General features: G+C 72.6%; 27 protein-coding genes. 17 read left to right on the top strand and 10 right to left on the bottom strand.

The genetic code is table 11. From position 1 onward, the window contains the following. Positions 1-116 precede the first annotated feature (116 nt). Both LN251_RS04205 and LN251_RS04200 read left to right on the top strand, forming a co-directional pair. On the top strand, positions 117-251 hold the full coding sequence (locus LN251_RS04205) for an SPW_0924 family protein (RefSeq protein WP_249834692.1): 135 nt from the start codon (positions 117-119) through the stop codon (positions 249-251). A 21-nt stretch (positions 252-272) separates the two neighbouring features. Continuing rightward, on the top strand, positions 273-1,265 hold the full coding sequence (locus LN251_RS04200; protein ID WP_362992627.1) for a DUF3068 domain-containing protein: 993 nt from the start codon (positions 273-275) through the stop codon (positions 1,263-1,265). On the opposite strand, the gene hrpB is transcribed toward LN251_RS04200, so the two are convergent. Next, on the bottom strand, positions 1,255-3,882 hold the full coding sequence (gene hrpB / locus LN251_RS04195; protein WP_458243140.1) for an ATP-dependent helicase HrpB: 2,628 nt from the start codon (positions 3,880-3,882) through the stop codon (positions 1,255-1,257). The two genes, LN251_RS04200 and hrpB, sit on opposite strands and share 11 nt — an antisense overlap. Positions 3,883-3,886: 4 nt before the next feature. Further along, positions 3,887-4,798 (bottom strand): class I SAM-dependent methyltransferase, encoded by a 912-nt coding sequence (locus LN251_RS04190; protein WP_458243139.1) that lies wholly within the window; start codon positions 4,796-4,798, stop codon positions 3,887-3,889. A gap of 317 nt (positions 4,799-5,115) precedes the next feature. Between LN251_RS04190 and rpsA the strand changes: the two genes are divergently transcribed. From rpsA to LN251_RS04170, 4 genes are all read left to right on the top strand, one after another. After that, a complete protein-coding gene (gene rpsA / locus LN251_RS04185) occupies positions 5,116-6,612 on the top strand; it encodes a 30S ribosomal protein S1 (protein ID WP_137300444.1) in 1,497 nt (498 codons plus the stop codon). A gap of 255 nt (positions 6,613-6,867) precedes the next feature. Then, entirely contained in the window at positions 6,868-7,806 is a 939-nt protein-coding gene (locus LN251_RS04180) for a PAC2 family protein (RefSeq protein WP_249834689.1), read from the top strand. A gap of 63 nt (positions 7,807-7,869) precedes the next feature. Further along, a complete protein-coding gene (coaE, locus tag LN251_RS04175; RefSeq protein ID WP_458243138.1) occupies positions 7,870-8,499 on the top strand; it encodes a dephospho-CoA kinase in 630 nt (209 codons plus the stop codon). 50 nt (positions 8,500-8,549) lie between these two features. Beyond that, positions 8,550-8,936 (top strand): tetratricopeptide repeat protein, encoded by a 387-nt coding sequence (locus LN251_RS04170; RefSeq protein WP_458243137.1) that lies wholly within the window; start codon positions 8,550-8,552, stop codon positions 8,934-8,936. A 41-nt stretch (positions 8,937-8,977) separates the two neighbouring features. On the opposite strand, the gene LN251_RS04165 is transcribed toward LN251_RS04170, so the two are convergent. Continuing rightward, complete coding sequence (locus LN251_RS04165) at positions 8,978-9,238, bottom strand: DUF6343 family protein (protein ID WP_458243136.1); 261 nt, start codon at positions 9,236-9,238, stop codon at positions 8,978-8,980. A 65-nt stretch (positions 9,239-9,303) separates the two neighbouring features. Here LN251_RS04165 and LN251_RS04160 point away from each other — a divergent pair, with 65 nt between their 5' ends. After that, the gene (locus LN251_RS04160) at positions 9,304-10,203 is read left to right on the top strand and encodes an acyltransferase domain-containing protein (protein WP_458243135.1); all 900 of its coding nucleotides are present in this window, start codon (positions 9,304-9,306) and stop codon (positions 10,201-10,203) included. A gap of 87 nt (positions 10,204-10,290) precedes the next feature. After that, complete coding sequence (locus tag LN251_RS04155) at positions 10,291-10,731, top strand: DoxX family protein (RefSeq protein ID WP_458243134.1); 441 nt, start codon at positions 10,291-10,293, stop codon at positions 10,729-10,731. 61 nt (positions 10,732-10,792) lie between these two features. Here the strand turns inward: LN251_RS04155 and LN251_RS04150 are convergent, their stop codons facing one another. Continuing rightward, on the bottom strand, positions 10,793-11,320 hold the full coding sequence (locus LN251_RS04150; protein WP_458243133.1) for an RNA-binding S4 domain-containing protein: 528 nt from the start codon (positions 11,318-11,320) through the stop codon (positions 10,793-10,795). Positions 11,321-11,395: 75 nt separating this feature from the next. Between LN251_RS04150 and LN251_RS04145 the strand changes: the two genes are divergently transcribed. Both LN251_RS04145 and pip read left to right on the top strand, forming a co-directional pair. Next, positions 11,396-12,088, top strand: a complete 693-nt coding sequence (locus tag LN251_RS04145) for a uracil-DNA glycosylase (RefSeq protein ID WP_458243132.1) — start codon at positions 11,396-11,398, stop codon at positions 12,086-12,088. Between the two features lie 38 nt (positions 12,089-12,126). Next, on the top strand, positions 12,127-13,089 hold the full coding sequence (pip, locus tag LN251_RS04140) for a prolyl aminopeptidase (RefSeq protein ID WP_458243131.1): 963 nt from the start codon (positions 12,127-12,129) through the stop codon (positions 13,087-13,089). A gap of 18 nt (positions 13,090-13,107) precedes the next feature. Here the strand turns inward: pip and LN251_RS04135 are convergent, their stop codons facing one another. After that, on the bottom strand, positions 13,108-13,770 hold the full coding sequence (locus LN251_RS04135; RefSeq protein ID WP_458243130.1) for a GntR family transcriptional regulator: 663 nt from the start codon (positions 13,768-13,770) through the stop codon (positions 13,108-13,110). A gap of 164 nt (positions 13,771-13,934) precedes the next feature. Here LN251_RS04135 and LN251_RS04130 point away from each other — a divergent pair, with 164 nt between their 5' ends. Genes LN251_RS04130 through LN251_RS04120 form a run of 3 tightly spaced genes read left to right on the top strand, consistent with a single transcriptional unit; the run spans position 13,935 to position 17,118 of the window. Continuing rightward, a complete protein-coding gene (locus LN251_RS04130) occupies positions 13,935-15,398 on the top strand; it encodes an NCS1 family nucleobase:cation symporter-1 (RefSeq protein ID WP_458243129.1) in 1,464 nt (487 codons plus the stop codon). Positions 15,399-15,403: 5 nt separating this feature from the next. Continuing rightward, entirely contained in the window at positions 15,404-16,144 is a 741-nt protein-coding gene (locus LN251_RS04125) for an aspartate/glutamate racemase family protein (RefSeq protein ID WP_458243128.1), read from the top strand. A 5-nt stretch (positions 16,145-16,149) separates the two neighbouring features. Next, positions 16,150-17,118, top strand: a complete 969-nt coding sequence (locus tag LN251_RS04120; RefSeq protein ID WP_458243127.1) for an MBL fold metallo-hydrolase — start codon at positions 16,150-16,152, stop codon at positions 17,116-17,118. Position 17,119: 1 nt separating this feature from the next. Here the strand turns inward: LN251_RS04120 and LN251_RS04115 are convergent, their stop codons facing one another. Both LN251_RS04115 and LN251_RS04110 read right to left on the bottom strand, forming a co-directional pair. Further along, positions 17,120-17,584, bottom strand: coding sequence for an N-acetyltransferase family protein (locus tag LN251_RS04115; RefSeq protein WP_458243126.1), 465 nt, complete (start codon positions 17,582-17,584; stop codon positions 17,120-17,122). Then, positions 17,581-17,994, bottom strand: a complete 414-nt coding sequence (locus LN251_RS04110; RefSeq protein WP_458243125.1) for a RidA family protein — start codon at positions 17,992-17,994, stop codon at positions 17,581-17,583. Before LN251_RS04110 ends, LN251_RS04115 begins: the two co-directional genes overlap by 4 nt. Before the next feature lie 248 nt (positions 17,995-18,242). Between LN251_RS04110 and LN251_RS04105 the strand changes: the two genes are divergently transcribed. Beyond that, positions 18,243-20,102, top strand: a complete 1,860-nt coding sequence (locus LN251_RS04105) for an FUSC family protein (RefSeq protein ID WP_458243124.1) — start codon at positions 18,243-18,245, stop codon at positions 20,100-20,102. Positions 20,103-20,107: 5 nt separating this feature from the next. On the opposite strand, the gene LN251_RS04100 is transcribed toward LN251_RS04105, so the two are convergent. Together LN251_RS04100 and LN251_RS04095 are read right to left on the bottom strand one after the other, a co-directional pair. Then, positions 20,108-20,737, bottom strand: a complete 630-nt coding sequence (locus LN251_RS04100) for a response regulator (protein ID WP_458243123.1) — start codon at positions 20,735-20,737, stop codon at positions 20,108-20,110. Further along, positions 20,734-22,125 carry a sensor histidine kinase gene (locus LN251_RS04095; RefSeq protein ID WP_458243122.1) on the bottom strand — a complete coding sequence of 464 codons (1,392 nt, stop codon included), beginning with the start codon at positions 22,123-22,125 and terminating at the stop codon, positions 20,734-20,736. Before LN251_RS04095 ends, LN251_RS04100 begins: the two co-directional genes overlap by 4 nt. Positions 22,126-22,291: 166 nt before the next feature. Between LN251_RS04095 and LN251_RS04090 the strand changes: the two genes are divergently transcribed. After that, on the top strand, positions 22,292-23,065 hold the full coding sequence (locus LN251_RS04090) for a class I SAM-dependent methyltransferase (RefSeq protein ID WP_458243121.1): 774 nt from the start codon (positions 22,292-22,294) through the stop codon (positions 23,063-23,065). 19 nt (positions 23,066-23,084) lie between these two features. On the opposite strand, the gene LN251_RS04085 is transcribed toward LN251_RS04090, so the two are convergent. Then, positions 23,085-24,038, bottom strand: a complete 954-nt coding sequence (locus LN251_RS04085; RefSeq protein WP_458243120.1) for an endonuclease/exonuclease/phosphatase family protein — start codon at positions 24,036-24,038, stop codon at positions 23,085-23,087. Positions 24,039-24,438: 400 nt separating this feature from the next. Between LN251_RS04085 and LN251_RS04080 the strand changes: the two genes are divergently transcribed. Next, on the top strand, positions 24,439-25,128 hold the full coding sequence (locus LN251_RS04080; protein ID WP_458243119.1) for a DUF899 domain-containing protein: 690 nt from the start codon (positions 24,439-24,441) through the stop codon (positions 25,126-25,128). Positions 25,129-25,282: 154 nt separating this feature from the next. Further along, positions 25,283-25,468, top strand: a complete 186-nt coding sequence (locus tag LN251_RS04075; RefSeq protein WP_200704200.1) for a hypothetical protein — start codon at positions 25,283-25,285, stop codon at positions 25,466-25,468. Position 25,469 lies beyond the last annotated feature (1 nt).

Here is a 25,469-nt window from a genome sequence, read left to right as displayed (position 1 = left end):
TCGGAGGGGCGCCGTAGTCGTGTGCGACCTGTTCTCATCTCGCCCGCCCGTTGCTACGGTGCCGGACCTGACGATGTATCAGTCCAGGTTCCTCTCCAGTCCGTCGGGAGGCAGGCATGCGCGCCCTGATCGCCGCCGCGACCGGTCTCGCCGTCGCGTTCGCGCTGATCCTCACGATCACCGCGATGGGAACCCCGACCGGAAAGACGTCGCCGAAGCCGCTGCTGACGACGGTGCCCGCACACCCGTAGCCGTCCGCCCGGGAGGCCGAGATGCGCCGCAAGGCCAGTCTGGTCCTGCTCGCCTTCGCCGTGTTCTTCGCGGCCCTGTCCCCGCTGCTGCGCTGGTACGCCTTCCCGCGCCTGGCCAAGATCCCGGCCGGCCAGTACCAGGACATGGTCCTGGAGGCGAGGAACGCCACGCTCCTCGACTACGGCACGATGAAGGCGAAGAAGGTCTCCAAGGTCACCATCGTGCAGACCCTGAAGGGCGACGTCGAGGCCGCGAAGAGGATCGGTAAGGCGGCAGGCCGGGACGTGGTCGTCTGGGACGGCCTGTCCTACGTCCAGGGGCCCGACGGCAAGATGGTCTCCGAGATCCCCGAGCGCTACATCTTCGACGCCCACAGCCAGGCCCCGGTCCATGCCACCGGCGAGATGGTCGACGGCGACCCGGTGAGGCGCACCGGCATCGAGTTCAAATGGCCCTTCCTGACGCAGAAACGGGACTACGAGTACTTCGACGCGCAGACCCGCACCACCAACCCCATCCACTACAAGGGCACCCGGGACTTCCGCGGCGTGAAGGTCTACTACTTCGAGCAGACCATCCCCTGGACCAAGGTCGCCTTCCCCAAGACCATGCCCGTCAAGGGCATCACCCCCGAGTCGGTCGCCAAGACCGGCACCACCCGCTGGTACACCACCGTCCGCAGGTTCTGGGTCGAGCCCGTCACCGGTGCCCCCGTCTACGGCGAGGAGATCCACAAGGAGGAGCTGCGCGGCGGCACCCTGCTCGGCGGCCGGGACAAGGTGACGGCCTTCGCCGGCCACGTGAAGATGCGCGAGGACTACATCCGTCACACGGTCGCGCTGGTGAAGTCCAACCGCACCCTCGTCCTGACGATGACGTCGTACCTCCCGTGGGGCTTCCTGGTCCTCGGCACCCTGCTGCTCGCCCTCTCCCTGTGGCTGGAGGCCCGCGGCCGCCGCCCGGCCGACCCGGCACACGCCGAGTCCGCCGCGCCCGAACCCGTCAGCGCCTGAGCCGTGCGTTGGTGTGCCGCGTCGGCTCGGCGGTCGCCGGGTCCTCGGGCCACGGATGCTTCGGATACCGGCCGCGCAGCTCGGCGCGCACACCCTTGTAGCCGTCCTTCCAGAAGGAGGCGAGGTCGGCGGTGACGGCGACGGGCCGCCCGGCGGGGGAGAGGAGATGCACGAGCAACGGCACGCCCGCCACCGCGGGCGACGCGTGCAGACCGAACATCTCCTGCAACTTCACGGCGAGCACGGGCTGTTCGGGATCGCCGTAGTCGATCCGGATCCTGGACCCGCTCGGGACGGTGATGCGCTCGGGCGCCAGCTCGTCGAGCCGCCCGGCCTCCCCGGAGGCCCAGGGCAGCAGCCGGGCCAGCGCCTGCCCCGCGTCGATCCGCCCCAGGTCCGCCCGCCGCCGGGCCCGCCCCAGCTCGGGCTCCAGCCACTCGTCCACACGCGCGTGCAGCGCGTCGTCGCCGACGTCGGGCCACGGCTCCCCGAGGCGCAGCCGCAGAAAGGCGAGCCGCCGGCGCAGTACGACGGCGTCGGGCGACCACCGCAGCAGGCCGAACCCTTCTTCCCGCAGCCCCTCCAGAAGCGCCTCCCGTACGAGGCCGGGGTCGGCGTCCTTCAACGGCCGCACCGCCAGCTCGATCGCCCCCAGCCGCCGCACACGGCGCGCCACGACGTCCCCGTCGGCCCAGTGGACCTCCTGGGCTTCGGAGTACAGGAAACCGGCGGCGCGCCGGGCCAGGTCCTCGTCGATCACCGCCGCGAGCCGCACGCGCGCGTGCCCCTTGCCGACGGGGCGGTCCGCCACGGCGACCGCGATCCACGGCGCCCCACGCAGCGGACTGCCGTCACCGAGCTCGGCCCGGGTGCCGGAGGCCATGAGATACGAACCCCCGTCGGCCTTGGCCACCCGCTCAGGAAACGCGAGAGCGGCCACCAGCCCCACGAGCCGGTCGTCCGCCCCGCCGGCCGCCGCGCTCGTCCTGCCGCGGTCGCCCGCCGTGCCCGCGGTGCCCGCGGTGCCTGCGCGATCGTCGCGGCTCGACCCCGCCCGGTCGTCCATGCCGGGCGCCGGCCTGCCCGCCTCGCCCGCCCGCGTCCGGTCGTCCCCGGCCGCAGTCGGCGCACCCTCCGCGCTCGCCCGCAGCCGCCGCACCTCCGTGCGCCAGCGGGCGGCGTACGCGTCGTTGCCCCGGCGGGCGGCGCGGAGGGCGGCGGTGAGGTCGTCGCCGTACTCGCGGGGTGGTTCCTCCGACAGGAGGGCGACCGCCTCGGCGCCCCGGCCGGAGGTGTCCAGCAGGGCCCGGCCCAGGCGTGGGTGCAGGCCCAGGCGGGCGAGGGCGGTTCCCCGCCGCGTGGCGCGGCCGTCGGCGTCCACCGCGCCCACCGCCGTCAGCACCGCCCGTGCCGCCGCCATCGCGCCGCCCGGCGGCGGGTCCAGCAGTGCCAGCCCCGACGCGTCCGGGTCGCCCCAGCACGCCGTCTGCAGCGCGAACGCCGTCAGGTCGGCCACCTTGATCTCCGGCGCCGGGAAGCGCGGCAGCCGCGCGTCCTCGGCCTCCGCCCAGCAGCGGTACACCGCGCCCGGCGCCTCACGACCGGCCCGCCCCGCCCGCTGCCGCCCGGCCGCCTGCGAGGCCCGTACCGTCGTCAGCGCGCTCAGCCCGCGCGCGTGGTCGACGCGCGGCTCCCGGGCCAGCCCGGAGTCGACGACCACCCGTACGCCTGGAACCGTCAGCGACGACTCCGCCACCGAGGTCGCCAGCACCACCCGGCGCCGGGTGCCGGGGGAGAGCACCGCGTCCTGCACGGCGGCCGGTGCGCGCCCGTGCACCTGGAGCACCTCGGCGCCGCCCGCATCCCCCAACTGCCCGGCAACGCGCGCGATCTCGCCCACGCCCGGCAGGAAGCACAGCACGTCCCCGTCCCGCTCGGCCAGCGCCCGCCGTACCGTCGACGCCACGTGCGCGAGCAGCGCCGGGTCCACCCGCATGCCGTGCGGCGGCCGTACGGGCCGGGCCGGCGGCGCCCAGACGACCTCGACGGGGTGCGAGACGCCCTCCGCCTCGATCACCGGCGCCCCGCCCAGCAGCCGCGCCCACCCTTCCGCGTCCGTGGTCGCCGACGCCGCCAGCAACCGCAGCTCGGGCCGCAGCGTCTCCCGCACGTCCCACAGGAAGGCCGCCGCGGTGTCGGCGTCCAGATGCCGCTCGTGGCACTCGTCGAGGACCACCACGTCCACACCGGCCAGCTCCTGGTCCCGCTGCAGCCGCTGCAGCAGCACACCGGTCGTGACGACCTCCACGCGCGTGTGCCGCCCGACCACCCGCTCGCCGCGCACGGTGTATCCGACGCTCTCGCCCGTCCGCTCGCCCAGCAGCCACGCCATCCGCCGCGCGGCGGCACGGACGGCGATGCGGCGCGGCTCCGCCACGACCACGCGACGGGCCGGGCCCCGCCCGAGCAGCCCGGACAGCTCCAGCGGCACCAGCGTCGTCTTCCCGGTGCCCGGAGGGGCCACCAGAACGGCCGTGCCGTGCCCCTCCAGGGCGTCGTCGAGGGCGGGCAGCGCACCGCGTACGGGCAGCGCGTCCAGGGCGTCGTAACGGATCACACGCTCAGTCTCGTACGCAGACGAAGATCGCAGTCCCCGGGATCAGGTTCCCGCGCAGCGGCGACCAGCCGCCCCACTCCGCGGTGTTCCAGGCCGGCCACTCCGGCTCGACGAGGTCGACGAGCCGGAAGCCGCCCCCCACCACGTCCCGCACCCGGTCGCCGATCGTCCGGTGGTGCTCCACGTAGACCGCGCGGCCCTCCTCGTCCTGCTCGACGTACGGGGTGCGGTCGAAGTAGGAGGCCGACACGCTCAGCCCCTCCGGTCCCGGCTCGTCCGGGAAGGCCCAGCGGATCGGATGGGTCACCGAGAAGACGAACCGCCCGCCCGGGCGCAGCACCCGCCGCACCTCCTTCAGTACCAGGACCGGCTCGGCGACGAAGGGCAGCGCCCCGTACGCCGAGCACGCCAGGTCGAAGGAGGCGTCCGCGAAGGGCAGCGCGCCGGCGTCCGCGCAGATGAGGGGGAACCCGCCGCCGATGCGCAGCGCGTGCTGCAATTGGCGGTGAGAGATGTCCAGGGCCACCGGGCGGGCGCCCTGCGCGGCCAGCCAGCGCGAGCACTGGGCGGCGCCCGCGCCGATCTCCAGGACGTCCTGTCCTTTCAGTTCCTCCATCGGGCCCAGCAGCTCGGCCTCCACCTCGTCGAGGCCCTCCGGGCCCCACACGAACCGGTCGTCGCCGAGGAACGTGCCGTGCTCGACCTGGTACTCGTCGGCGTTGCGGTCCCACCAGCCCCGGTTGGCCCGGGCGCTCTCCGCGACACCGGCCGTGCGCCGGGTGGCCTCGGGCTCGACCTCGTGCCCGGAGTCGTGCCCGGACTCGGGGTCGTACTCGCGCTCGGAAGAAACGGACTCTTGGATGATCGGCTCCCTCGTCGTACTCTTCCCTCCAACCCGACGCCCACGGGGTGTCACGGAAGGGGTGTCGCAGGCCTGCGTGGCCTCGCGAGACAGTTCTTGTGCCGGGTATGGGGCGATCCGCCCCGGGTGTGCGCCTTCGCGCATTGACCCTGCCCGGCTGCCCCCGTATGCTACAAGTTGCGCTGCGGGCCTGCGCACCTCAGACGTAGCAGGCTGCGCTCGCATCTGTTGTATGTCCCCTCGGTTTTCGAGGCGCCATCACCGATTTCGGTGGGGCGCTTCCTTGGCTGTCCGGCTTCTTCAGAGCGAAACGGGCTCCCGGCGTAAGCAGTACCTACGACTTCAATGTCCGTACCGGAGCCCTTTCCCACATGACGAGCAGCACCGAGACCACCGCCACCACCCCGCAGGTAGCGGTCAACGACATCGGTAACGAGGAAGCCTTCCTCGCCGCGATCGACGAGACGATCAAGTACTTCAACGACGGCGACATCGTCGACGGCGTCATCGTGAAGGTCGACCGGGACGAGGTCCTGCTCGACATCGGTTACAAGACCGAAGGCGTTATCCCGAGCCGCGAGCTCTCCATCAAGCACGACGTCGACCCCAACGAGGTCGTCGCCGTCGGTGACGAGATCGAGGCCCTTGTTCTCCAGAAGGAGGACAAGGAAGGCCGCCTGATCCTCTCGAAGAAGCGCGCCCAGTACGAGCGTGCCTGGGGCACCATCGAGAAGATCAAGGAAGAGGACGGGATCGTCACCGGTACCGTCATCGAGGTCGTCAAGGGTGGTCTCATCCTCGACATCGGCCTCCGTGGCTTCCTCCCGGCCTCCCTGGTCGAGATGCGCCGCGTCCGCGACCTCCAGCCCTACGTGGGCAAGGAGCTCGAGGCCAAGATCATCGAGCTGGACAAGAACCGCAACAACGTGGTCCTGTCCCGCCGTGCCTGGCTGGAGCAGACCCAGTCCGAGGTCCGCCAGACGTTCCTCACGACCCTCCAGAAGGGTCAGGTCCGTTCCGGTGTGGTCTCCTCGATCGTCAACTTCGGTGCCTTCGTGGACCTGGGTGGCGTCGACGGTCTGGTCCACGTCTCCGAGCTGTCCTGGAAGCACATCGACCACCCCTCCGAGGTCGTCGAGGTCGGCCAGGAGGTCACGGTCGAGGTCCTCGACGTCGACATGGACCGCGAGCGCGTCTCCCTGTCGCTGAAGGCGACCCAGGAAGACCCGTGGCAGCAGTTCGCCCGCACCCACCAGATCGGCCAGGTCGTGCCCGGCAAGGTCACGAAGCTGGTTCCGTTCGGTGCGTTCGTCCGCGTGGACGAGGGCATCGAGGGTCTGGTCCACATCTCCGAGCTGGCCGAGCGCCACGTGGAGATCCCGGAGCAGGTCGTCCAGGTCAACGACGAGATCTTCGTCAAGGTCATCGACATCGACCTCGAGCGCCGTCGCATCAGCCTCTCGCTGAAGCAGGCCAACGAGTCCTTCGGTTCGGACCCGGCCTCGGTCGAGTTCGACCCGACGCTGTACGGCATGGCCGCGTCGTACGACGACCAGGGCAACTACATCTACCCCGAGGGCTTCGACCCCGAGACCAACGACTGGCTCGAGGGCTACGAGAAGCAGCGCGAGGAGTGGGAGCGCCAGTACGCCGAGGCGCAGACCCGCTTCGAGCAGCACCAGCAGCAGGTCATCAAGAGCCGCGAGGCCGACGCTGCCGCTGCCGCCGAGGGTGGCGACGCCGCCGGTGCGGCTCCGGCCGCGGGTGGCGGTTCGTACTCCTCCGAGGGTGCGGACACCTCCGGTGCGCTGGCTTCCGACGAGGCGCTTGCCGCGCTTCGTGAGAAGCTCGCGGGTGGCCAGAGCTGAACGCTCGCCGCTGAGGCTTAGCCGGTAATCAAGGGGCCGTACCTTTCGAGGTGCGGCCCCTTGGTGTTGCCCGGGCCGGTTGTCCGGTTGCCGGCCGGTGGGGGCTTGGCGCGCAGTTCCTCGCCCCGCTCTGGGGCGCGTTGCAGTGCCCTCGGCCAGGAAAGGCGGTGCGAGAGGGCTGATCAGGGGCGTGGGCGGGAATGACCCTGCTTCAGGGGGCGTTGATGTGTACGAACACGAGGAGGAGCGGTCACTGTGCTTGATCCGCAGGGTTTGTACGCATGGGAGCCGAAGGGCCTGGCAGTCGTCGACATGGCGCTCGCCCAGGAGTCGGCCGGCCTTGTCATGCTCTACCACTTCGACGGATACATCGACGCGGGCGAGACCGGCGACCAGATCGTCGAACGACTGCTGGACTCGCTGCCCCACCAGGTCGTGGCCCGCTTCGACCACGACCGGCTCGTGGACTACCGCGCCCGCCGTCCGCTGCTGACCTTCGAGCGCGACCGGTGGACCGACTACGAGGAGCCGAGCATCGACGTGCGGCTCGTCCAGGACGCCACCGGGGCGCCCTTCCTGCTGCTGTCCGGCCCGGAGCCGGACGTGGAGTGGGAGCGCTTCGCGAAGGCCGTCGAGCAGATCGTGGAGCGGCTCGGCGTCCGCCTGGCCGTGAACTTCCACGGCATCCCGATGGGCGTCCCGCACACCCGTCCCGTCGGCCTGACCCCGCACGGCAACCGCGGCGACCTGGTCCCCGGGCACCGCAGCCCCTTCGACGAGGCGCAGGTCCCCGGCAGCGCCGAGTCTCTCGTCGAGTACCGCCTCATGCAGGCCGGGCACGACGTCCTGGGCGTCGCCGCGCACGTCCCCCACTACATCGCCCGCTCCCCGTACCCGGACGCGGCCCTGACCGTCCTGGAGGCCATCACGGCCGCCACCGGCCTGGTGCTCCCGGCCATCGCGCACGGCCTGCGCACCGAGGCCCACCGCACCCAGACCGAGATCGAACGGCAGATCCGCGAGGGCGACGAGGAGCTCACCACCCTGGTCCAGGGGCTGGAGAACCAGTACGACGCCGTCGCCGGGGCCGCGAGCCGGGGCAACATGCTCGCCGAGCCGGTGGACATCCCCTCCGCCGACGAGATCGGGCAGGAGTTCGAGCGCTTCCTGGCGGAGCGCGAGGGCGACAACTGACCCGGGGGCTGACCCCGAGGGGGCCGGCACGCACGGCCTCAGGCGGGCCGTAAGCTTCGGGGCATGCTGAAGGTGGGCCTGACCGGGGGCATCGGTGCCGGTAAGAGCGAGGTGTCGCGGCTGCTCGTGGAGTGCGGGGCCGTGCTGATCGACGCGGACCGCATCGCGCGCGAGGTCGTCGAGCCGGGAACACCCGGACTGGCCGCCGTCGTCGACGCCTTCGGCTCGGACGTGCTCACCGCCGACGGCACCCTGGACCGTCCCGGGCTCGGCTCGATCGTCTTCGCGGACCCGGAGAAGCTCGCGCTGCTGAACTCGATCGTGCACCCCCTGGTGGGCGCGCGGTCCCGGGAGCTGGAGGAGGCCGCCGCCGAGGGCGCCGTCGTCGTCCACGACGTGCCGCTCCTCGCCGAGAACGGCCTGGCGGGGCTGTACGACGTCGTGATCGTCGTCGACGCGAGCCCTGAGACTCAGCTCGACCGGCTCGTGCGGCTGCGCGGCATGACCGAGCAGGACGCCCGCGCCCGGATGGCCGCCCAGGCGACCCGGGAGAAGCGCCGGGAGATCGCGGACGTCGTGATCGACAACGACGTACCCCTGGAGGAGCTGCGGCGCCGGGTGCGGGACGTGTGGGCCGATCTCGAGCGCCGGGCGCACGCCGCGGGGGGCCCGTCCCGGCAGCCCCGGGAATAGCACGCCCGTCCGGGCGCGTTGAACCCCTCCAGTGAGGGAAGGACTGTGCCGTGCCCGACACCAGCGGTTCGACCGGACGTACTCCGGAGACGCATGTCATCGACTTCCGTGCCGCCGAGCAACTGCTCAGCGCACGGGACCCGCGGGGCGCGGTGAAGCTGCTCGACGGTGTCATCGCCGCGCACCCCGAGAACACCGCCGCCCGTCTGCTGCGCGCGCGTGCCTTCTTCGCCGCCGCGCAACTGCGGCCCGCGGAGCTGGAGTTCACGATCGTCCTGGAGCGCGAGCCGGACAACTCCTTCGCCCACTTCGCGCTCGCCCGCACCTATGAGCGCCAGGGTCGCGGCGACCAGGCCAAGCGCCACTTCCGCCTCGCGGCCGCGCTGGACCCGAACCCGCAGTACCTGAAGGCGGCCCGCTTCGACGAACCGGCCTGAGCCAGGGCCCGCCGTGCGGAACGGCCCGGCCCCGCGGGGCCCTACCGCCTGCCCGGTGGCCGGTACGGCGGGACGTCCGGGCCCGGCTGGTAGTGCGGGCCCTGGCGCATGTGCCGGACGATGAACGTCAGGTCGACGGTGATCACCAGCCACAGCACCCCGCAGGCCGCCGCCCATCCGGGCCGTCCCACCAGCGCGAACGCGGCCGTGCCGAAGACCGCCCAGACCAGCCCCCACACGCTCAGCCAGAACCGCGCCCGCAGGGCACTGCGCGCGGTCATGGGTTCACTGCCGGTACGCATCGACTGATCACCGATCCTTCCTGCAACGTACTCTTCGATGCGGACGTTCACCAAAGGGGGTTCCTGTGCTGCCGGCTGCGGACGAACTGGCCGAGATCCTGCTCGATCTCGCGGTACCCCATGAGGACATCGGCGCACTCGTACGGATGAGCCGGCGGGTCACCGACGACCCGGAGCTGCGGCAGGCGCTGGAGGCGTCCGTGGCCGAGCTCGTGCGGGGCATGGGCGAGATCGGCACCGGCCTCGACCTGCCCGAGCTCGACTGGGCCTCGGGCCCGCTGCAGCGCTGCTTCCCCGTGTACGTGTTCGTGGCGGCACTGCCGTACACGCGCGCCTACCACCGCGGCCGGGGCGTCCCGGACGAGGTGTCCCGGCGGACCCTGGCCGACCTCGGGCGGCACATGGCGGTGCACCGGCGGCGGTACGGCCTGGCGGGCGTGCACGCCGTCTGGTGGTTCGGCCACCACTTCCGGGGCGAGCTGTACCAGCTGGGCAGGCTGCAGTTCGAGCGGGCACGGCTGGGGCGGCGTACGGGCACCGCGCTCGCGGCGGCGGGACTCGACGTCGGTCCGGGCACGCCGTGTCTGAACCTGCACATCCCCGACTTCCTCGGCCCGCTCACGCCGGCCGCCTGCGACCGCTCGCTGGCGCTGGCGGAGGGGTTCTTCGCCCGCTGCTTCCCCGACGAGAAGTACCGGGTCGCGACCTGCCACTCCTGGCTGCTGGACCCGCAGCTGGCGCGCCAGCTGCCGGCCGGCTCCAACATCGTCCGGTTCCAGCAGCGGTTCCGGCTCGCCCGCGAGGACAAGGAACCGGCGGACACCGACCCGGTGGAGTTCGTGTTCGGCGACCCGCATCTGCCGGTGGAGACGCTGCCCCGGCGCAGCGCCCTGGAACGGGCCGTCGGGGACCATCTGCGGGCGGGCGGACACTGGTACCACGGGCACGGCTGGTTCGAGCTGTGAAGAGGGCGCCGGGAGCGATGAGTTCGGGCGGGCGCCCCGGTCTACCCCTGTGACAGCGACACCGACCGCTCACCGCAGGAGAACCCCATGTCCGAGACCACCGTCCCCGTCACCGCCGCCCCCGCCGCTTCCGTGTCCGTCCGCGGCCGCCGCGCCCGGATCGCGCTGCGGACCGTGCAGGTGCTGCTCGCCCTCTTCTACGGCGTCGCGAGCGCCCTGCCGAAGCTGATCGGCAACCAGTACGCCGTCGACGCCTTCGACAAGCTCGGCTGGGGCAGTGTGGGGATGTACACCATCGGCGCGCTCGAACTCGCCGGTGCCGTGGCCCTGCTGATCCCGGTGCTGCAGTCCGTGGCCGCGGTCGCGCTCAGCGCGCTGATGGCGGGCGCGTTCTTCGTCCAGATGATCGTCTTCGGCGGGGAGAACGCCGCGACCCCGCTGATCCTGATCGTGCCGCTCGCCGTGATCGCCTGGGCGCGGCGCGGGTCGAACAGGGATCTGCTGGATCTCGTACGACGACGGGGCTGAGCCCCGGCTACGGAGAGGGGCGTCCGGCCCGCGCCGGACGCCCCTGTCCGTGTGTCCGCAGTCAGTGCCCGTCCGGTCGTGCCGTGCCGCCGCCCAGGAGCCCGCGCAGTCGCTCCAGCTCGCGGCGGTCGCGCTTGGTCGGCCGTCCCGTGCCGCGGTCGCGGATGCCGATGGGGGCGACGGCCTCGCGCGGCGGCGGGGGAGGGGAGTTGTCGACGTAGCACTGGACCGCCACGGGGGCGCCGACCCGCTTGCGGATCAGCCGCTTGACGATCACGATCCGTTCCCGGCCCTCGTGGCGCAGCCGCACCTCGTCGCCGACACGGAGGCTGTGCGAGGGCTTCACGCTCTGGCCGTTCACCCGTACGTGCCCGCCCTTGCAGGCGGCGGCACCGAGCGAACGGGTCTTGATCAGCCGGACGGCCCAGATCCAACTGTCGACGCGCACGCTCTCGCCGCTCGCCGGCCCGGCCGCCTCGGCGGCGGCGATCGCGGCGGCGACCTCGGGGTCGGCGGCCGGCTCGGCGCCGGCCTTCCGGACGGTGTCCTGCGGGCCGTCGGTTTCGTCCTCGTCAGCGTGCGGAGCCATGTCCCCGACCTTAACCCCCTCGCGCCGGGTGCTCCGCGCGGTTTTCCGACGGGACCGGCGACGTACCGTTGCTCCATGGACAGCCTGGTCGAACTCGACTCCCGGATCGCCGGATGCGCCGCGTGTCCTCGGCTCGTGGAGTGGCGGGAGGAGGTCGGGCGGACCAGGCGGGCGGCCTTCCGGGACTGGACGTACTGGGCGCGGCCGGTGCCCGGGTTCGGTCCCTCCGACGCCTCGCTGCTGATCGTCGGCCTCGCCCCCGCCGCGCACGGCGGCAACCGCACCGGCCGCATGTTCACCGGCGACCGCTCCGGGGACGTGCTGTACCAGGCGCTGTACGACGTGGGGCTGGCCTCGCGGCCCACCTCCGTCGCCGTCGACGACGGCCTGGAGCTTCTCGGCGTCCGCGTCACCTCGCCGGTGCACTGCGCCCCGCCCGAGAACAAACCCACCCCCACAGAACGGGACACCTGCCGGCCCTGGCTGGTCCAGGAGCTGCGGCTGCTGCGGCCCACGCTCCGCGCGGTGGTCGTGCTCGGCGCGTTCGGCTGGCAGGCGGCACTGCCCGCGTTCGCCGAGGCCGGCTGGGCGGTTCCCCGGCCGCGGCCCGTGTTCGCGCACGGTGCGCGCGTGCCGCTGGACGGCCTCGACCTCTTCGGCTGCTTCCACGTCAGCCAGCGCAACACCTTCACCGGCAGACTCACCCCGGACATGCTGCGGGACGTGCTGCGCACGGCGGGGGAGGCGGCGGGCCTGCCCGTGAAATGAGCGGGCGGTCACGGCCGTCGCGGGGTTACCGTGCCCGGATGCCCCTCTATCCGGAGATCGAACCGTACGACCACGGCCTGCTCGACGTCGGCGACGGCAACCGCGTGTACTGGGAGACCTGCGGGAATCCGCGGGGCAAGCCCGCCCTGGTGCTGCACGGCGGTCCGGGCTCCGGCTCCAGCCCCTCCTACCGGCGCCTGTTCGACCCGGCCGCCTACCGGATCGTCCTGCTCGACCAGCGCGGCAGCGGGCGGTCGGTGCCGCACGCGAGCGCCTACGACACCGACATGAGCGTCAACACGACCGCTCACCTCATCGCCGATCTGGAGCTGCTGCGGCGGCACTTGGGGATCGGGCGGTGGCTGGTGTGGGGAGTGTCGTTCGGGTCGGTGCTGGGGCTGCGGTACGCGCAGACGCACCCGGGCGCGGTGTCGGAGGTGGTGGTGACCGGGGTCGCGACCGGCTCGAACGCCGAAGTGGCCTTGCTGACCAGGGGAGTCGGCCGGTTCTTCCCCGAGGCGTTCGAGCGGTTCAAGGCCGCCCTGCCCGCCGCTGATCGGGACGGCAACCTCGCCGCCGCCTGCAACCGGCTGCTGGAGTCGCCCGACCCGGAGGTGCGGGCGAGGGCGGCGCGGGCCTGGACCGACTGGGAGACGGCGACGGTTCCCGCGCCACCGCGGTCCGTCCCGCGGTTCGAGGACCCGGAGTTCCGCTACGGCTTCGCCCGCACCGTCACCCACTACTGGGGCAACGACCACTTCCTCGGCGAGGGCAACGACGAAGGCGTCGTCCTGCGCGACGCCGCTGTGCTGAAGGACGTCCCGGGCACCCTCGTCCAGGGCAGCCTCGACTTCGGCAACCTGCTCGGCATCTCCTGGCGGCTCCATCACACCTGGCCCGGCAGCGAGTTGGTGATCGTGGACGACGTCGGCCACAGCGTGGGCGGCCCCGGAATGGCCGAGGCGCTGGTGGCCGCGACGGACAGGTACGCCCGCCGCTGATCCGGTCGTGCCCCGGAATCAGGCGTCCGCGTCGCCGAACAGATGCCGCACCGTGGAGCGGTAGTTGGTGCGCACGTGGGTCAGCGCGTGCGTGCGGGCGCGCTCGGGGTCGCCGGAGGCGATGGCCTCGTACAACTCGCGGTGTTCCACGAGAAGTTGGGGCCACTCCTCGTTTCGCCGGGTCATCCAGCGCAGTCGGCCGGCGACCGGCTCCAGGGCGGCGGTCAGCAGGCTGTTGCCCGCCATCGCCACGATGCGGTCGTGCAGCCGGCTGTTGATGTCCGTGATCAGCTCGGCGTCCCCGGCCTCGGTCGCGGCGGCCGCACGCCGAAGGAGCTCCTCGACCTCGGCCAGGTCCTCCGGGGTGGCGTTCGACGCGGCGAGTCCGGCCGCGTAGACCTCCAGCGCCTCGCGCAGTTCGAACAGTTCCCGGACGTCGTTCGGTGTGAGCCGGCGGACGACCGTGCGGCGCGGTGTCTCGAAGTGCACGAACCCCTCGGCGACCAGTGCCCGGATCGCCTCGCGGACCGGCACCCGGGAGACGCCGTAGCGGTCGGCGAGCTCCCGCTCGACCAGCCGGTCTCCGGGCAGCAGGCGGCCCGCGATGATCTCCTGCCGCAGGTTCGCCAGGACGCGCTCACGGACCGCGCCCAGGGGTTCGGTCTTCGTGGGGGAGCTCATGGAGCCATTGTCCCCGGTGGGGGCGCCCACTCCGGCCCGCGGGGTGTTTTACGGAGCGTTAACGGCGACGACATCGGTCGGAACCCTTGACGGCGGGACTATGACCGCAGTTTGGTATACCAAACGGCCGCACCCGTTCCTCCCTCCCCCGTTCTGGAGGCCCCGTGTCCCTCGCCGACCGCGCCGCAGCCACCGGCGCCCCCGCGTTCGTCCCCGATCCCCGCCTCACCAACGAAGACCTCGCGCCCGCCGGGAAGAGGAACTGGAAGGTCTTCGACCTGTTCGCCATGTGGATGTCCGACGTCCACAACCTCGGCAACTACACCTTCGCCGCCGGCCTGCTGGTCCTCGGCATGAACGTGTGGCAGGTCTTCACCGCCCTGCTCGTCGGCTTCGTGCTCATCTACGTCGGCATGAACTGGATGGGCCGGATCGGCCAGCGGCACGGCGTGCCCTTCCCGGTCGTCAGCCGCATCAGCTTCGGCGTCTGGGGCGCCAACATCCCGGCCCTGATCCGGGCCGTGATCGCCATCATGTGGTACGGCATCCAGACCTATCTGGCCTCCGTCGCCGTCAACGTGATGCTGCTGGCCGCCTTTCCGGAGCTGGTGTCCTGGACGCACCACTCCTTCCTGGGACTCGACGCCCTCGGCTGGTGCTCCTTCGTCGCCCTGTGGCTGGTCCAAGCGCTGATCATCAGTCAGGGAATGGAGTCCGTGCGGAAGTTCCAGGACTTCTGCGGTCCCGCGATCTGGCTGGTGATGATCGCGCTGGCGGTGTGGGTGCTGTGGAAGGCCGACTGGAGCATCTCGCTCACCTCCACCCCGCACCCGGTGCCGGTCGGCGAGCAGTGGCGGCAGTGGTTCGGCGCGATCGGCCTGATCCTCGCGACCTACGGCACGCTGATGCTCAACTTCTGCGACTTCTCGCGCTTCGCACCCGACTACAGGACCGTGCGGCGCGGCAACTTCTGGGGCCTGCCCATCAACTCCACCGCCTTCGTGGTCGTCTCGGTGATCGTCACGGCCGGCTCGCTGGAGGCGTTCGGCACGGCCATCACCGACCCGGCCGAACTCGTCGCCAAGATCGGCAACACCTGGGTGCTGGTCGTCGCGGCCTTCACCTTCGCCGTGGCCACCATGGGCGTCAACATCGTCGCCAACTTCGTCTCACCGGCGTACGACCTGGCCAACGTCTGGCCGCAGAAGATCACGTTCAGGATCGGCGGCATGATCAGCACGGTCGCCGCGCTGGTGGTCACGCCCTGGAACCTCTTCTCCAACCCGACCGTCGTCAACTACTTCCTCGGTGGCCTCGGCGCCTTCCTGGGCCCGCTGTTCGGCGTCATCATGGTCGACTACCACCTGGTCAAGCGCGGCCGCGTGAACGTGGACGAGCTCTTCGACGCCCGCCCCGGCTCCCGCTACTACTACCGCAAGGGCGTCAATCCCAAGGCGCTGTGGGCGTTCCTGCCCTCGGCCGCCGTCGCGGCGGTGCTCGCGCTGGTGAAGTCCTTCAGCGACGTCGCCCCGTACTCCTGGTTCATCGGCACGGCCCTCGCGGCCGGTCTCTACCTGCTGATCTGCCGGACCGAGCGCGCGTCCGAGCCCGCCGCCGTGGAGGTCTGACGAACGTGCGGATCGTCGTCACCAACTGCAACACCACGCAGGAGATGACCGCGGAGATCGTACGAGGTGCCCGGGCCGCCGCAGGCCCGGGCACCACCGTGCGCGGCCTCACCCCCGCCTGGGGGCCGGAGTCCGCCGAGGGCTGGCTCGACAGCCACCTCTCGGCCGCGGCCGTCATCGACCTGCTGCGGACGTACGAGGGCCCGGCGTACGACGCCGTCGTACTGGCCGGCTTCGGCGAGCACGGGCGGGAAGGCGTCCGGGAGTTGGTGGACGTACCCGTCGTCGACATCACCGAGGCCGCGGCCCACCTGGCCTGTCTGCTCGGGCGGCGGTACGGGATCGTCACCACCCTGGAGCGGTCCTGCGGGCAGATCGAGGACAGCCTGGAACTGGCCGGGGTGGGCCGCAACTGCGCCGCCGTCGTCGGAACCGGCCTCGGCGTGCTCGACCTCGGCGACGCCGACCGCACGGAGGCCGCCTTCCTGTCGGCCGCCGAACGGGCGCGCGAGGCCGGGGCCGAGGTGCTGGTGCTGGGCTGCGCGGGGATGACGGGGCTGCAGCGGGCCGTCGGGGAGAAGCTCGGGCTGCCGGTGGTGGACGGCGTCGGCGCGGCGGTGAAACTCGCGGAGTCGCTGGTGGCGCTGGGGCTGACGACGAGCCGGGCGGGAAGCTATGCGAAGCCGGTGCCGAAGCGGCGGGTGTGGGGGCGGGTCCCCGAGGATGATCGTTCTCGCCCACAATGAGCGGCATGAACCTTCCCGACGCACTCACCCCGGTGGCCGACGGCCTCCACCTGTGGGCCCCGCCCCACACGGGCACCTGGGGCTTCGCGAACTGTCTGCTCATCACCTCCGGCGAGCGGGCGGCCCTGGTCGACACGCCCTACGACCGGCCGATGACCGAAGCGATGATCGCCGCCGCCCGCCCGGTCCTGCCGGCCGGCGCGGCGGGGGTCGGGACGATCGTCAACACCCATGTCAACGGCGACCACACCTTCGGCAACGGCCTCTTCCCGGGCGCCGAGATCATCGCCACCAAGGCGAGCGCGGAGCACCTGTGCCGGGAACCCTCGCCCCAGCAGATGCACTTCCTCACCACCGGAACCCCGGCCGACCAGCCCCTGGGCTGGTACGCCCGCGAGCACTTCGGCCGCTACCGGTACGAGGACGTCGAGGCCGTGCCGCCGACGGTCACCTTCAGCGGCCGGTACGACCTCAGGGTCGGCGACATCAGGGCCGAACTGATCGAGGTGGGCCCCGCGCACTCCGCCGGTGACCTCATCGTCCATCTGCCCGAACAGGGGGTGGTCTGCGCCGGGGACGTGCTGTTCGCCGACGACCACCCCGTGCACTGGGACGGACCGCTCGCCCGGATCGCCGCCGCCTGCGAGACGATCCTCGCGCTGGAGCCGGAGACCGTGATCCCGGGGCACGGCCCGGTGATGGGCCCCGAAAACGTCCGGGACTACATCACCTACCTCCGGCGGCTCGAAGCCCTGGTCCACGCCCGCCACGCGGCCGGCGTCCCGGCGGGCGAAGCGGCCGCGGACATCCTGGACAGCGGGTTCTACGACCACCTCGGCCTGCGGGAACGGATCGTCATCCTCACCGCGGTCGAGTACCGGCACCTGAACGGCGAGACGGGCGAACCGGATCTCGTCGGTCTGGCGGCGCAGGCCGCGGCCTGGGCGTTCGGGCGGCGGGAGGCCGCAGCCTGACTCACGGCCGCCAGGCGTAGCGCACGTCCGGCTCCCGCTCCTCGTTGCCGCTGCCGTCCGTGTACTCGACGGCGACGAAGCCGTGCCGCTCGTAGAACCGGTGGGCGGACTTGTTGACCTGGAAGGTCCACAGCTCCAGGCCGCCCGGACTGCGCTCCTTGGCCAGCGCCACGAAACGGTCGCCGATGCCGCGCCCGCGCCAGTCGGGGGAGAGGTAGAGCTGGGAGAGCTCGTCACCGGCGAGCACCATCACTCCCACGACCCGGTCGGCGGCCTCCGCCACCCAGGTCTCGCGCGACGGCACCACCACGTCACGGAAGTAGGCCCGCACCTCGTCGGCGGAGCGCGGGCTGACGACCGTCGGCAGCGCGGCGGCGAAGGAGTCCAGCCAGACGTCGGCGGCGGCGAGCGCATCGGGGGCGGTGGTGGCCCGGCGGAGGACCGCCGGCGGCTGCGACGGACTCATGACGACACCGCCTCGGGCACGACCGCGGTGGCCGTGATCTCGACCAACTGGCCGCTGTAACCCAAGCAGTTCACGCCGAGCAGCGTCGAGGAGTGCGGTCCCAGGCTAAGCCCGGACGCCTCGACGACGTCCCAGACGGCGGACAGCACGGAGGTGTCGCCGCTCACCACGTACACGTCGGTCGCCACGACCCGCGCGAAGTCACTGCCCACGGCGCGCAGTTGCTCCTCCAGATTCACCAGCACCTGCTCGGCCTGCCGTACCGGATCGCCCTCGCCGATCAACTTCCCCTCGGAGTCGAGCGGCACGGCCCCGGCGAGGAACGCGAGCCTGCTCCCGGCCTCGACGACGGAGGCGTGGGAGTAGCGGGGTGGCGGAAAGAGGGAGGGGGAGGTGACACGACGGATCACGGGGGGCGGCTCCTCGGTCGGACACGGGACGGTCACGTCGATGGTCCAGGCCCGACCGCCGGCAGCGCACCCCATTTTCCCGCCCGCCCTTTGCGTTCATAAAGAACCCGGCCCACCGCCCGACCTTCACACCGCCGAAACACCTTTGCGCCGTCCGTCACGGCAACGCCCCGTACTGTGGAGAGCACACCCCAAGCCCGGCCACCGTCGCCCGAAGGCACACCCCGCCCTCGTCCGTCAGGAGCCCCGTGTCCCGCCCCGCCCTCGCGTTCCGTCCTCCGCCCTGGCTCGCCCATGCCCTCCGTGCCCAGCGCGGGCCCGTCTCCTGGAGTGCCGTCACGCGCGGTGCGCTGTCGGCCGGGCCGCTCCTCCTGACCGCCGTGCTCCTCGACCGCACCGCACTCGGCGTCATCGCCGCCATCGCCGCCATGCTCGCCGGGATCAACGACCGCCCGGGCAGCCGGCGGGCATCGGTGAGGCGGCTCGGGCTGCCCGCGCTCGCCGGGGCCGCCGGCCTGCTCGTCGGGACGTACGCCGGGGTGCACGCCCACCCCGTCGCCCTCACCCTCCTCTTCACCGGGATCGGGCTCCTCGCCGGGGGCGTCAGTGCCGTGGGGCCCGTGGCCTCCGGTGCCGGGACGCAGCTGCTCGTCGCCTCGGCCGTCGGGGCCGGGATGCCGGCGCCCGAGGCCGGCTGGGCGCGGGCGCTCGCCTTCGTGCTCGGCGCGGGCTGGCTCCTCGGCCTGCGGCTGCTCCTGCCCACATCCGGCGCCACCGCCGGCGACTTCCGGTTCGACGGGGAGCGGGTCGCCGTGGCCGCGGTGTACGACGCCGTCGCCGACCTGCTCGACGCCGCAGGCACCGAGGCGGCCGTCGCCCGCCGCGTCGCGCTGACCGCCGCCCTCGACCACGCGCAGGACGCCCTCGCCGGACCCCGGCTGCGGCGGTACGCCAGTTCCTCGGCCGAGCGGCGGCTGCACGCGCAGTACGCCGCCGCGCTGCCGCTGGCCGAGGCGGCGACCGCGCTCGCCTGGGCCGGGGAGCCCGTCACCGGGCGGACCTCCGAAGGGCCCCGCCGCCTCGCCGCCGCCGTACGCGAGAACACGCATACCGGGCCGCTGCCCGCACCCCACCGGTCCGTGCCCGCCCTGCGCGCCCTCGACGACGCCCTGCTGCACGCCGCCGACGCCTTCGACCGGGGCAGCGGCGGCGACCTGCACACGCGCAACCGGTCCGTCCGGGACCTGCTCCGGGTCGCCTTCGGGGCGGGCGGACGCGAGTACGGTCTGCGGGTCGCCCTGTGCTTCGGGGCAAGCGCCGCCGTCGCGCAGGCACTGCACCACGCCCGCTGGTACGGGCAGCACACGCACTGGTACTGGCTGCCCGCCACCGCCGTCTTCCTCGTCAAGCCCGACCTCGGACCGCTCGCCTCCAGGGTGCTGAGCCGGGCCGCGGGCACCGTGCTGGGGGCGCTGCTGTTCGCCGGGTTCGCCGCCGTGCTGCCCCGCCCCGAGGGACTCGTCGTCCTCGTCACCCTCTGCGGTGCCCTCATCCCCGTCTCCACCCGGCACTTCGCCGCGCAGACCACCGTCGTCACCGTCCTGGTGCTGGCGCTGGTGATGGTCGGCGGCGAGCCGCAGGCCTCCGTCAGCCGGATCGGCGAGACCCTCCTGGCCTGCGCGATCGTGCTCGTCGTCGGCCATCTGCCGATGCCGGGGCAGCGGGGCGGGGGAGTGCGGGCCCGGCTCGCGGCGGCCGGCGACGCCACGCAGGCGTATCTCGCCCACGTACTGAGCGAGTCGGCGGACCGCGCCACCCGCTGGACACTGCGCCGCGAGGCCTACCGGGCGCTCGCCGAGGCCCGCACCGCGATCGCCCTCACCGCGGCCGAACTGCCCCCGCTCGCCCGGCACTCGGAGGGCGCGGACGAGGTCGTCGCCTCGCTGGAGCGGCTCGCGGACGCCACCACCGCCTGCGCCGTCCACCTCGACGACTCGGGACACCTCTCGGCCCACGACCGGGAGCAGATCGCCGCGCTGCTGGCGGAACTGGCGAAGGACGGCGAGCGCGCCCGGCTACGGCTGCCCGAGGTGCCTTTGGCCGGGTAGCGGTGTCAGCCCAGCAGCCGTCGTTCCTTCGCCACCGCCACCGCGCCCGCCCGGGTCTCCACCCCCAACTTGCCGTAGATACGGCCCAGATGGGTCTTCACCGTCGCTTCGCTGATGAACAGGGCGCGGGCGATCTCCCGGTTGCCCAGGCCGCGGGCCAGCTGGCCGAGGATCTCCCGCTCGCGCGTGGACAGCACCGGGTGCGGGCTGCGCATCCTGGCCAGCAGGCGGTCGGCGACGGGCGCCGACAGCGCCGTACGGCCGCGGGCCGCGCTGTGGACGGCCGCGAACAGCTCCTCCGGGCGCTCGGCCTTCAGCAGGTAACCGGTGGCGCCCGCCTCGATGGCCCGGGTGATGTCGGCGTCGGTGTCGAACATCGTCAACACCAGTACGCGCGGCGGTGACTGACCTGCCGTCAGCTGCCGGATCGCGGCCACTCCGTCCATGCCGTCGCCGAGTTGCAGGTCCATCAGGACCACGTCCGGGCGCAGCCGGGCGGCCAAGGCGAGCGCCTCCTCCCCGCTGCCCGCCTCGCCGACCACCTCGATGCCCTCGGCGCTGGCCATCAGGGCGCGCAGCCCGGCGCGGACCACGGCGTGGTCGTCGCAGAGCAGCAGACGGACGGGCCCGCTCACGCGGCCGGCTCCGGCGTCGGGCCGTACGCCGTCCCCGCTCGTGCCGCCTCCGCCGGAGCCAGCGGGATCGCCGCCGTCACGACCGTCCCCTCGCCCGGCGCCGACTCCACCATGAGGGTGCCGCCCGACTGCCGGGCCCGGATGCGCATGGCCGGCAGCCCGTGGCCGCGGGTCCGTCCCGGGGCGGCGGTCGGCGGGGCGGCCGGGGACACCAGGGTGGCCGGGCGGGTCGGGGCCGGATCGAAGCCCCGTCCGTTGTCGGCGACGTCGAGACAGATCTGCTCGTCCAGGCAGGTCAGGGTGAGCGCGGCCCGGGTCGCGGCGGCGTGTTCCCGTACGTTGGCCAGCGCGCCCTGGGCGATCCGCAGGAGGGCCGCCTCGGTGCGCTCGGGGAGCGGGACGGGCGGGTCGCCGACGAGGTGGAAGCCGACGGTCAGTCCCGGCCCGCTCTCCCGTTCGGCGAGGGCGGCGAGGGCCGCGGGCAGGGACTGGCCGGCCAGGTCGGCGGGGGCGAGGTCGTGGACGAACCGGCGGGCCTCGGCGAGGCTGCGGGCGGTGACGTCGGCCGCCTCACGCACATGCGCCCGGGCCGTCTCCGGGTCCGTCGGCCAGACGCGCTGCGCGGCCTGCAACAGCATCCGCTGGCTGGACAGGCCCTGCGCGAGCGTGTCGTGGATCTCCGCCGAGAGCCGCTGCCGCTCCGCCAGGACGCCCGCGCGCCGCTCCGTCGCCGCCAGGTCGCGGCGCGTGCGGACCAGGTCGTCGATCAGCGCGCGCTGTCGCGCCCCCTGTCGCTGCAGATGGACGAAGACGGCCGTGGCGACCGCGGCGACGGCGATCGGCGCCACGACCATATTGGGGTTCAACGGCCCTTCGGCCGCCCGGACTTCGGAGACCACGACCAGCGCCGTCAGTACGGCGGCCAGCGGCACCGCGATCCGTGGCGGCAGGGCGTACAGGCCGGCGAACAGCAGCGGCATCGCACACCAGGTGGCGCTCGGCGCGACAGCCAGCAGGGCGGCCCAGACCGCCGACACCGAGGCCAGCCAGACCAGGTGACGTGCGCCGGGCGGGGTCCCGGCACGCGGGGGTGGGGCGAGGAGGTGGCCGAGGGCGTACAGCAGGGCGAAGACCGCGAAGAGCCCCGCCACCCAGGCGGTACGGGACCCTCCCTGGTCGCGGGTGAGGAAGCGCGCGAAGGAGGAACCCAGCAACAGCAGGAACGCGGCATGCACCACCACGAGCAGACGCCGCTCGTCCCCGTCGGAGGCACCGGCACGCTCAGCACCGGGACGGCCTGCGTTCCCTCGCGTGTCCGGACTGTCGGCGCTGCCCGTGCCCGGCCCTTCGGCTTCCCTCATGCCCGGCGGCCCTTCGCTGTTCTCCATGGTCCGTGTCTAACGCGGCCCGCCCCGTCCCGCATCAACCGATCGGCTGACATCGTCCTCGTCCGAACCGGCCCGCGGACGTGGGCTGTCGGCCGACCCGGACGTCCCGTCCCCGCCCCGAGGCTTGCAGCAGCCCCTCGCCCCTCCGCCTCGGAAAGGCCGGACCATGCCCGCCAGGAACCTCACCGCCAACCGTGCCGCGCTCGGCCACCGCCTCGGCTACGCACTGCGCCACCCCGACCGGGTGCCCCGCCATCTGGCCCGTGCCGCAAGGGACTTGTGGCTGAGCCACCGACACCCCGACCACGTCGACTACTACCGGGCCGTGATGCGGTCGGACACCCGCGACAGCCCGGACGCGGCCGTCGGCAGCCGCACCCGCGAGCGCTGGCTGGCACTCGGCGCGATGCAGTTCGACTACCTCGTCGGCCACGGGCTGCGCCCCGCGCACCGCATGCTGGAGATCGGCTGCGGCAACCTGCGCGGCGGCTGGCGGTTCATCCGGCACCTGGAGCCCGGGCACTACTACGGCATCGACATCTCACCGGACATCCTGTTCGCCGCGCAGGACACGATCGTGGAGATGGGCCTGGAGAAGCGGCTGCCCACCCTGACCCCGGTGCGCGACCTCACCTTCCGCTCCCTGCCCGACGCGCACTTCGACGTCGTGCACGCCCACAGCGTCTTCTCGCACTCGCCCCTGCACGTCATCGAGGAGTGCCTGGCCCATGTCGGGCGGGTGCTGGCACCCGGCGGCTGGTTCGACTTCACCTTCGATCGCACGGAGGCGGAGGAGCACCACGTGCTGCGGGAGGACTTCTACTACCGGACGCGGACGCTGGTGCAACTGGCCGGAAAGTACGGGCTGCGGGCCCACTTCATGGAGGACTGGGAGGCCCTGCCGCACGGGCAGTCGAAGATCCGGGTGACGGCGAACTGAGGAACCGAGCCCGCCGCCCCTACTGGCCCACCCGTGCCCACACCGGCGCGTGGTCCGACCCGGGCTTGCCGCGCCGCTCCGCGGGGTCCGGGCCCACCGACGGCAGGTGCGGGGTGCCGCCGCCGGGCAGGCCCGTGCCGGCCGCGGTCACCCGGTGGACCAGGCGATGGCTCAGCAGGATGTGGTCGATGAGCTCACGGCGGCCCGAGTTGATGCGGGAGTAGCGCTGCTCGGGCGGGATCAGCGGGGCCACGTCCCACAGCCGCTCGGCGTCGCCCTGGTCCGGGCGGTCGTAGCCGGTCGTGCCGATCTCGGAACCGGGCGGCCCGAGCAGCATCTGCGTGGTCGCCGCCTGCACCTCGTCGTTCATGTCGCCCAGCACGGCGACGTCCCGCGCGCGGCCGTCCCCGTCCAGCAGCTCGTCGGCGAGGGCGCGCAGGGTGGCGGCCTCGGCGGCGCGGCGGTAGAGGGCGTAGGCGCCGTAACGGGCGCGTTCCCCCTCGTCATGGGGGAAGAAACGGTTCCCTGGATACTCCAGCAGCTTCGACTTCAGATGGGCCACGGCCACCCGCAGCGGGCCGGCGTCGGTCGTGACCTCCACGGCCAGGAAGCCGCGCCCCGCCGCCGACAGCTCCGTGCCCGAGTCGTTCACCTGCACGGGGTGCAGCCCCGGCGGGAAGGAGTTGGTGTCGGCCAGCACCCGCAGGGGCGCGCGGCTGACGACGCCGACCCTGATGTGCCGGCCGTCCTCGTGCTTGGAGAGCGCGGTGTGCCAGTCCCCGCCGACCAGGTCCAGCAGGTCCTGCAGCGCGTCCGGGTCGCCGACCTCCTGCACGCCGAGCAGCGCCGGATCGAGCTCCGTGACGACGGCGGCGAGCGCGGCGAGCTTCGTGCGGTACGTCGCCTCGTCCGGGGGCCCGCCGGGGTCGCCGGGACGGAACAGGTTCTCCAGGTTCCAGGTGCCGAGGAGCATGACAGGCCCCTTTCCAGAGCCGTCGGGCGAGCCGGTGAGCCCAGGATCCTCGTCCGGCCGATCGCGCGGTAGAGCGACGACGCGATGCGCGGTCCGGCTCACGCACCCCGACAACCGCGGCATACGTCGACGGGACGACCGAGCCTCCCGCCGTCTCATCATCACCGCATGCGCCACCCCCGCGCACGACGATCAAGGACGGATCGGCCTCGAGGAGCCGCCGTAGGAGTATGCGCCAGGATGCCCGCCGCGTTGGGGTGCCGCTCGGACGGGAGCACGGACGGCGCATCCAGGAGCGGGCGACTTGGCGAAGTGGCGGTGAGAAAGTCCGTGCGGCGGCGATGAGTTCCGCCCCTTCCCTCGGTCACCACACCGGAGGGACCGTTGCGCAGGAGGGGTCATGTCGCTTCCGGAGATCGTTTCGCGTGAGCAGTGGCGCGCGGCGCGCGCCACTTTGCTCGTCCAGGAGAAGGCCGCCACCCGCGCGCGGGACGCGCTCAACGCCGAACGGCGCAGACTGCCCATGGTCGCGGTGGACAAGGAGTACGTCTTCGAGGGCGGCGACGGCAAGGCCACCCTGGACGACCTCTTCGAGGGGCGGCCCCAGCTGATCGTCCACCACTTCATGTTCGCGCCGGAGTGGGACGCCGGCTGCCGCTGCTGCTCCGCGTTCCTGGACCAGATCGGGCATGTGGCCCACTTGGCGGCGCGGGGAACGACGTTCGCGGTCGTCTCCAGGGCGCCGTACACCAGGATCCTTCCGTTCAAGGCGCGGATGGGCTGGAGCCTGCCCTGGTACTCGTCCTCGGGCGGTGACTTCCAGCACGACTTCGAGGCGACCCTGGAGCGGGACGGCGAGCTCGTCGAGCGAGCCGGTGTCAGCTGCTTCCTGCGGGACGGGGAGCGGATCTGCCACACGTACTCGACGTACGGGCGCGGGCTCGACGGCCTCGGGTCGACGACGAGTCTGCTCGACCTGACCGCGCTGGGCCGGCAGGAGGAGTGGGAGGAACCCAAGGGACGTGCGTCGGCTCTTGGGACCCCTGTGAACAGCGCATCCGTTCGCTATCACGATGAGTACGAGGACTGATACGGAAAGCGACTGAGATGATCGCAAAGTTACGGGATCCTCACACTCCGCGCTGAACAAGTGTCAACTACGTCTCAGTCCCGCAACTGAGCGAGGCCTTTCGGCCCCCGAAGGCGTTAACTCCTACAAGCACAACGCTTTCTGGAGGTGCGAGATGGTGAACGGGCGAATGGTGCTCGAACGCTTTCCCGCAGGTGGGCCGCGAGGCTCGTGGCCGGCGGAGGAGTTCGCGCACGCGCGACGACTGGAAGGACTGGCCGCCGAGGTCGTCATGGACCTCGCGACGGACATGTTCCTGGTGATCGTGCGGGGTGACACGGCCGCGGACGCGGTCGCCTGAG

Source organism: Streptomyces sp. MAI_2237 (assembly GCF_054189285.1).
The sequence above is the reverse complement of the archived record's forward strand: the minus strand, read 5'-3'. Positions and strand labels throughout refer to the sequence as shown.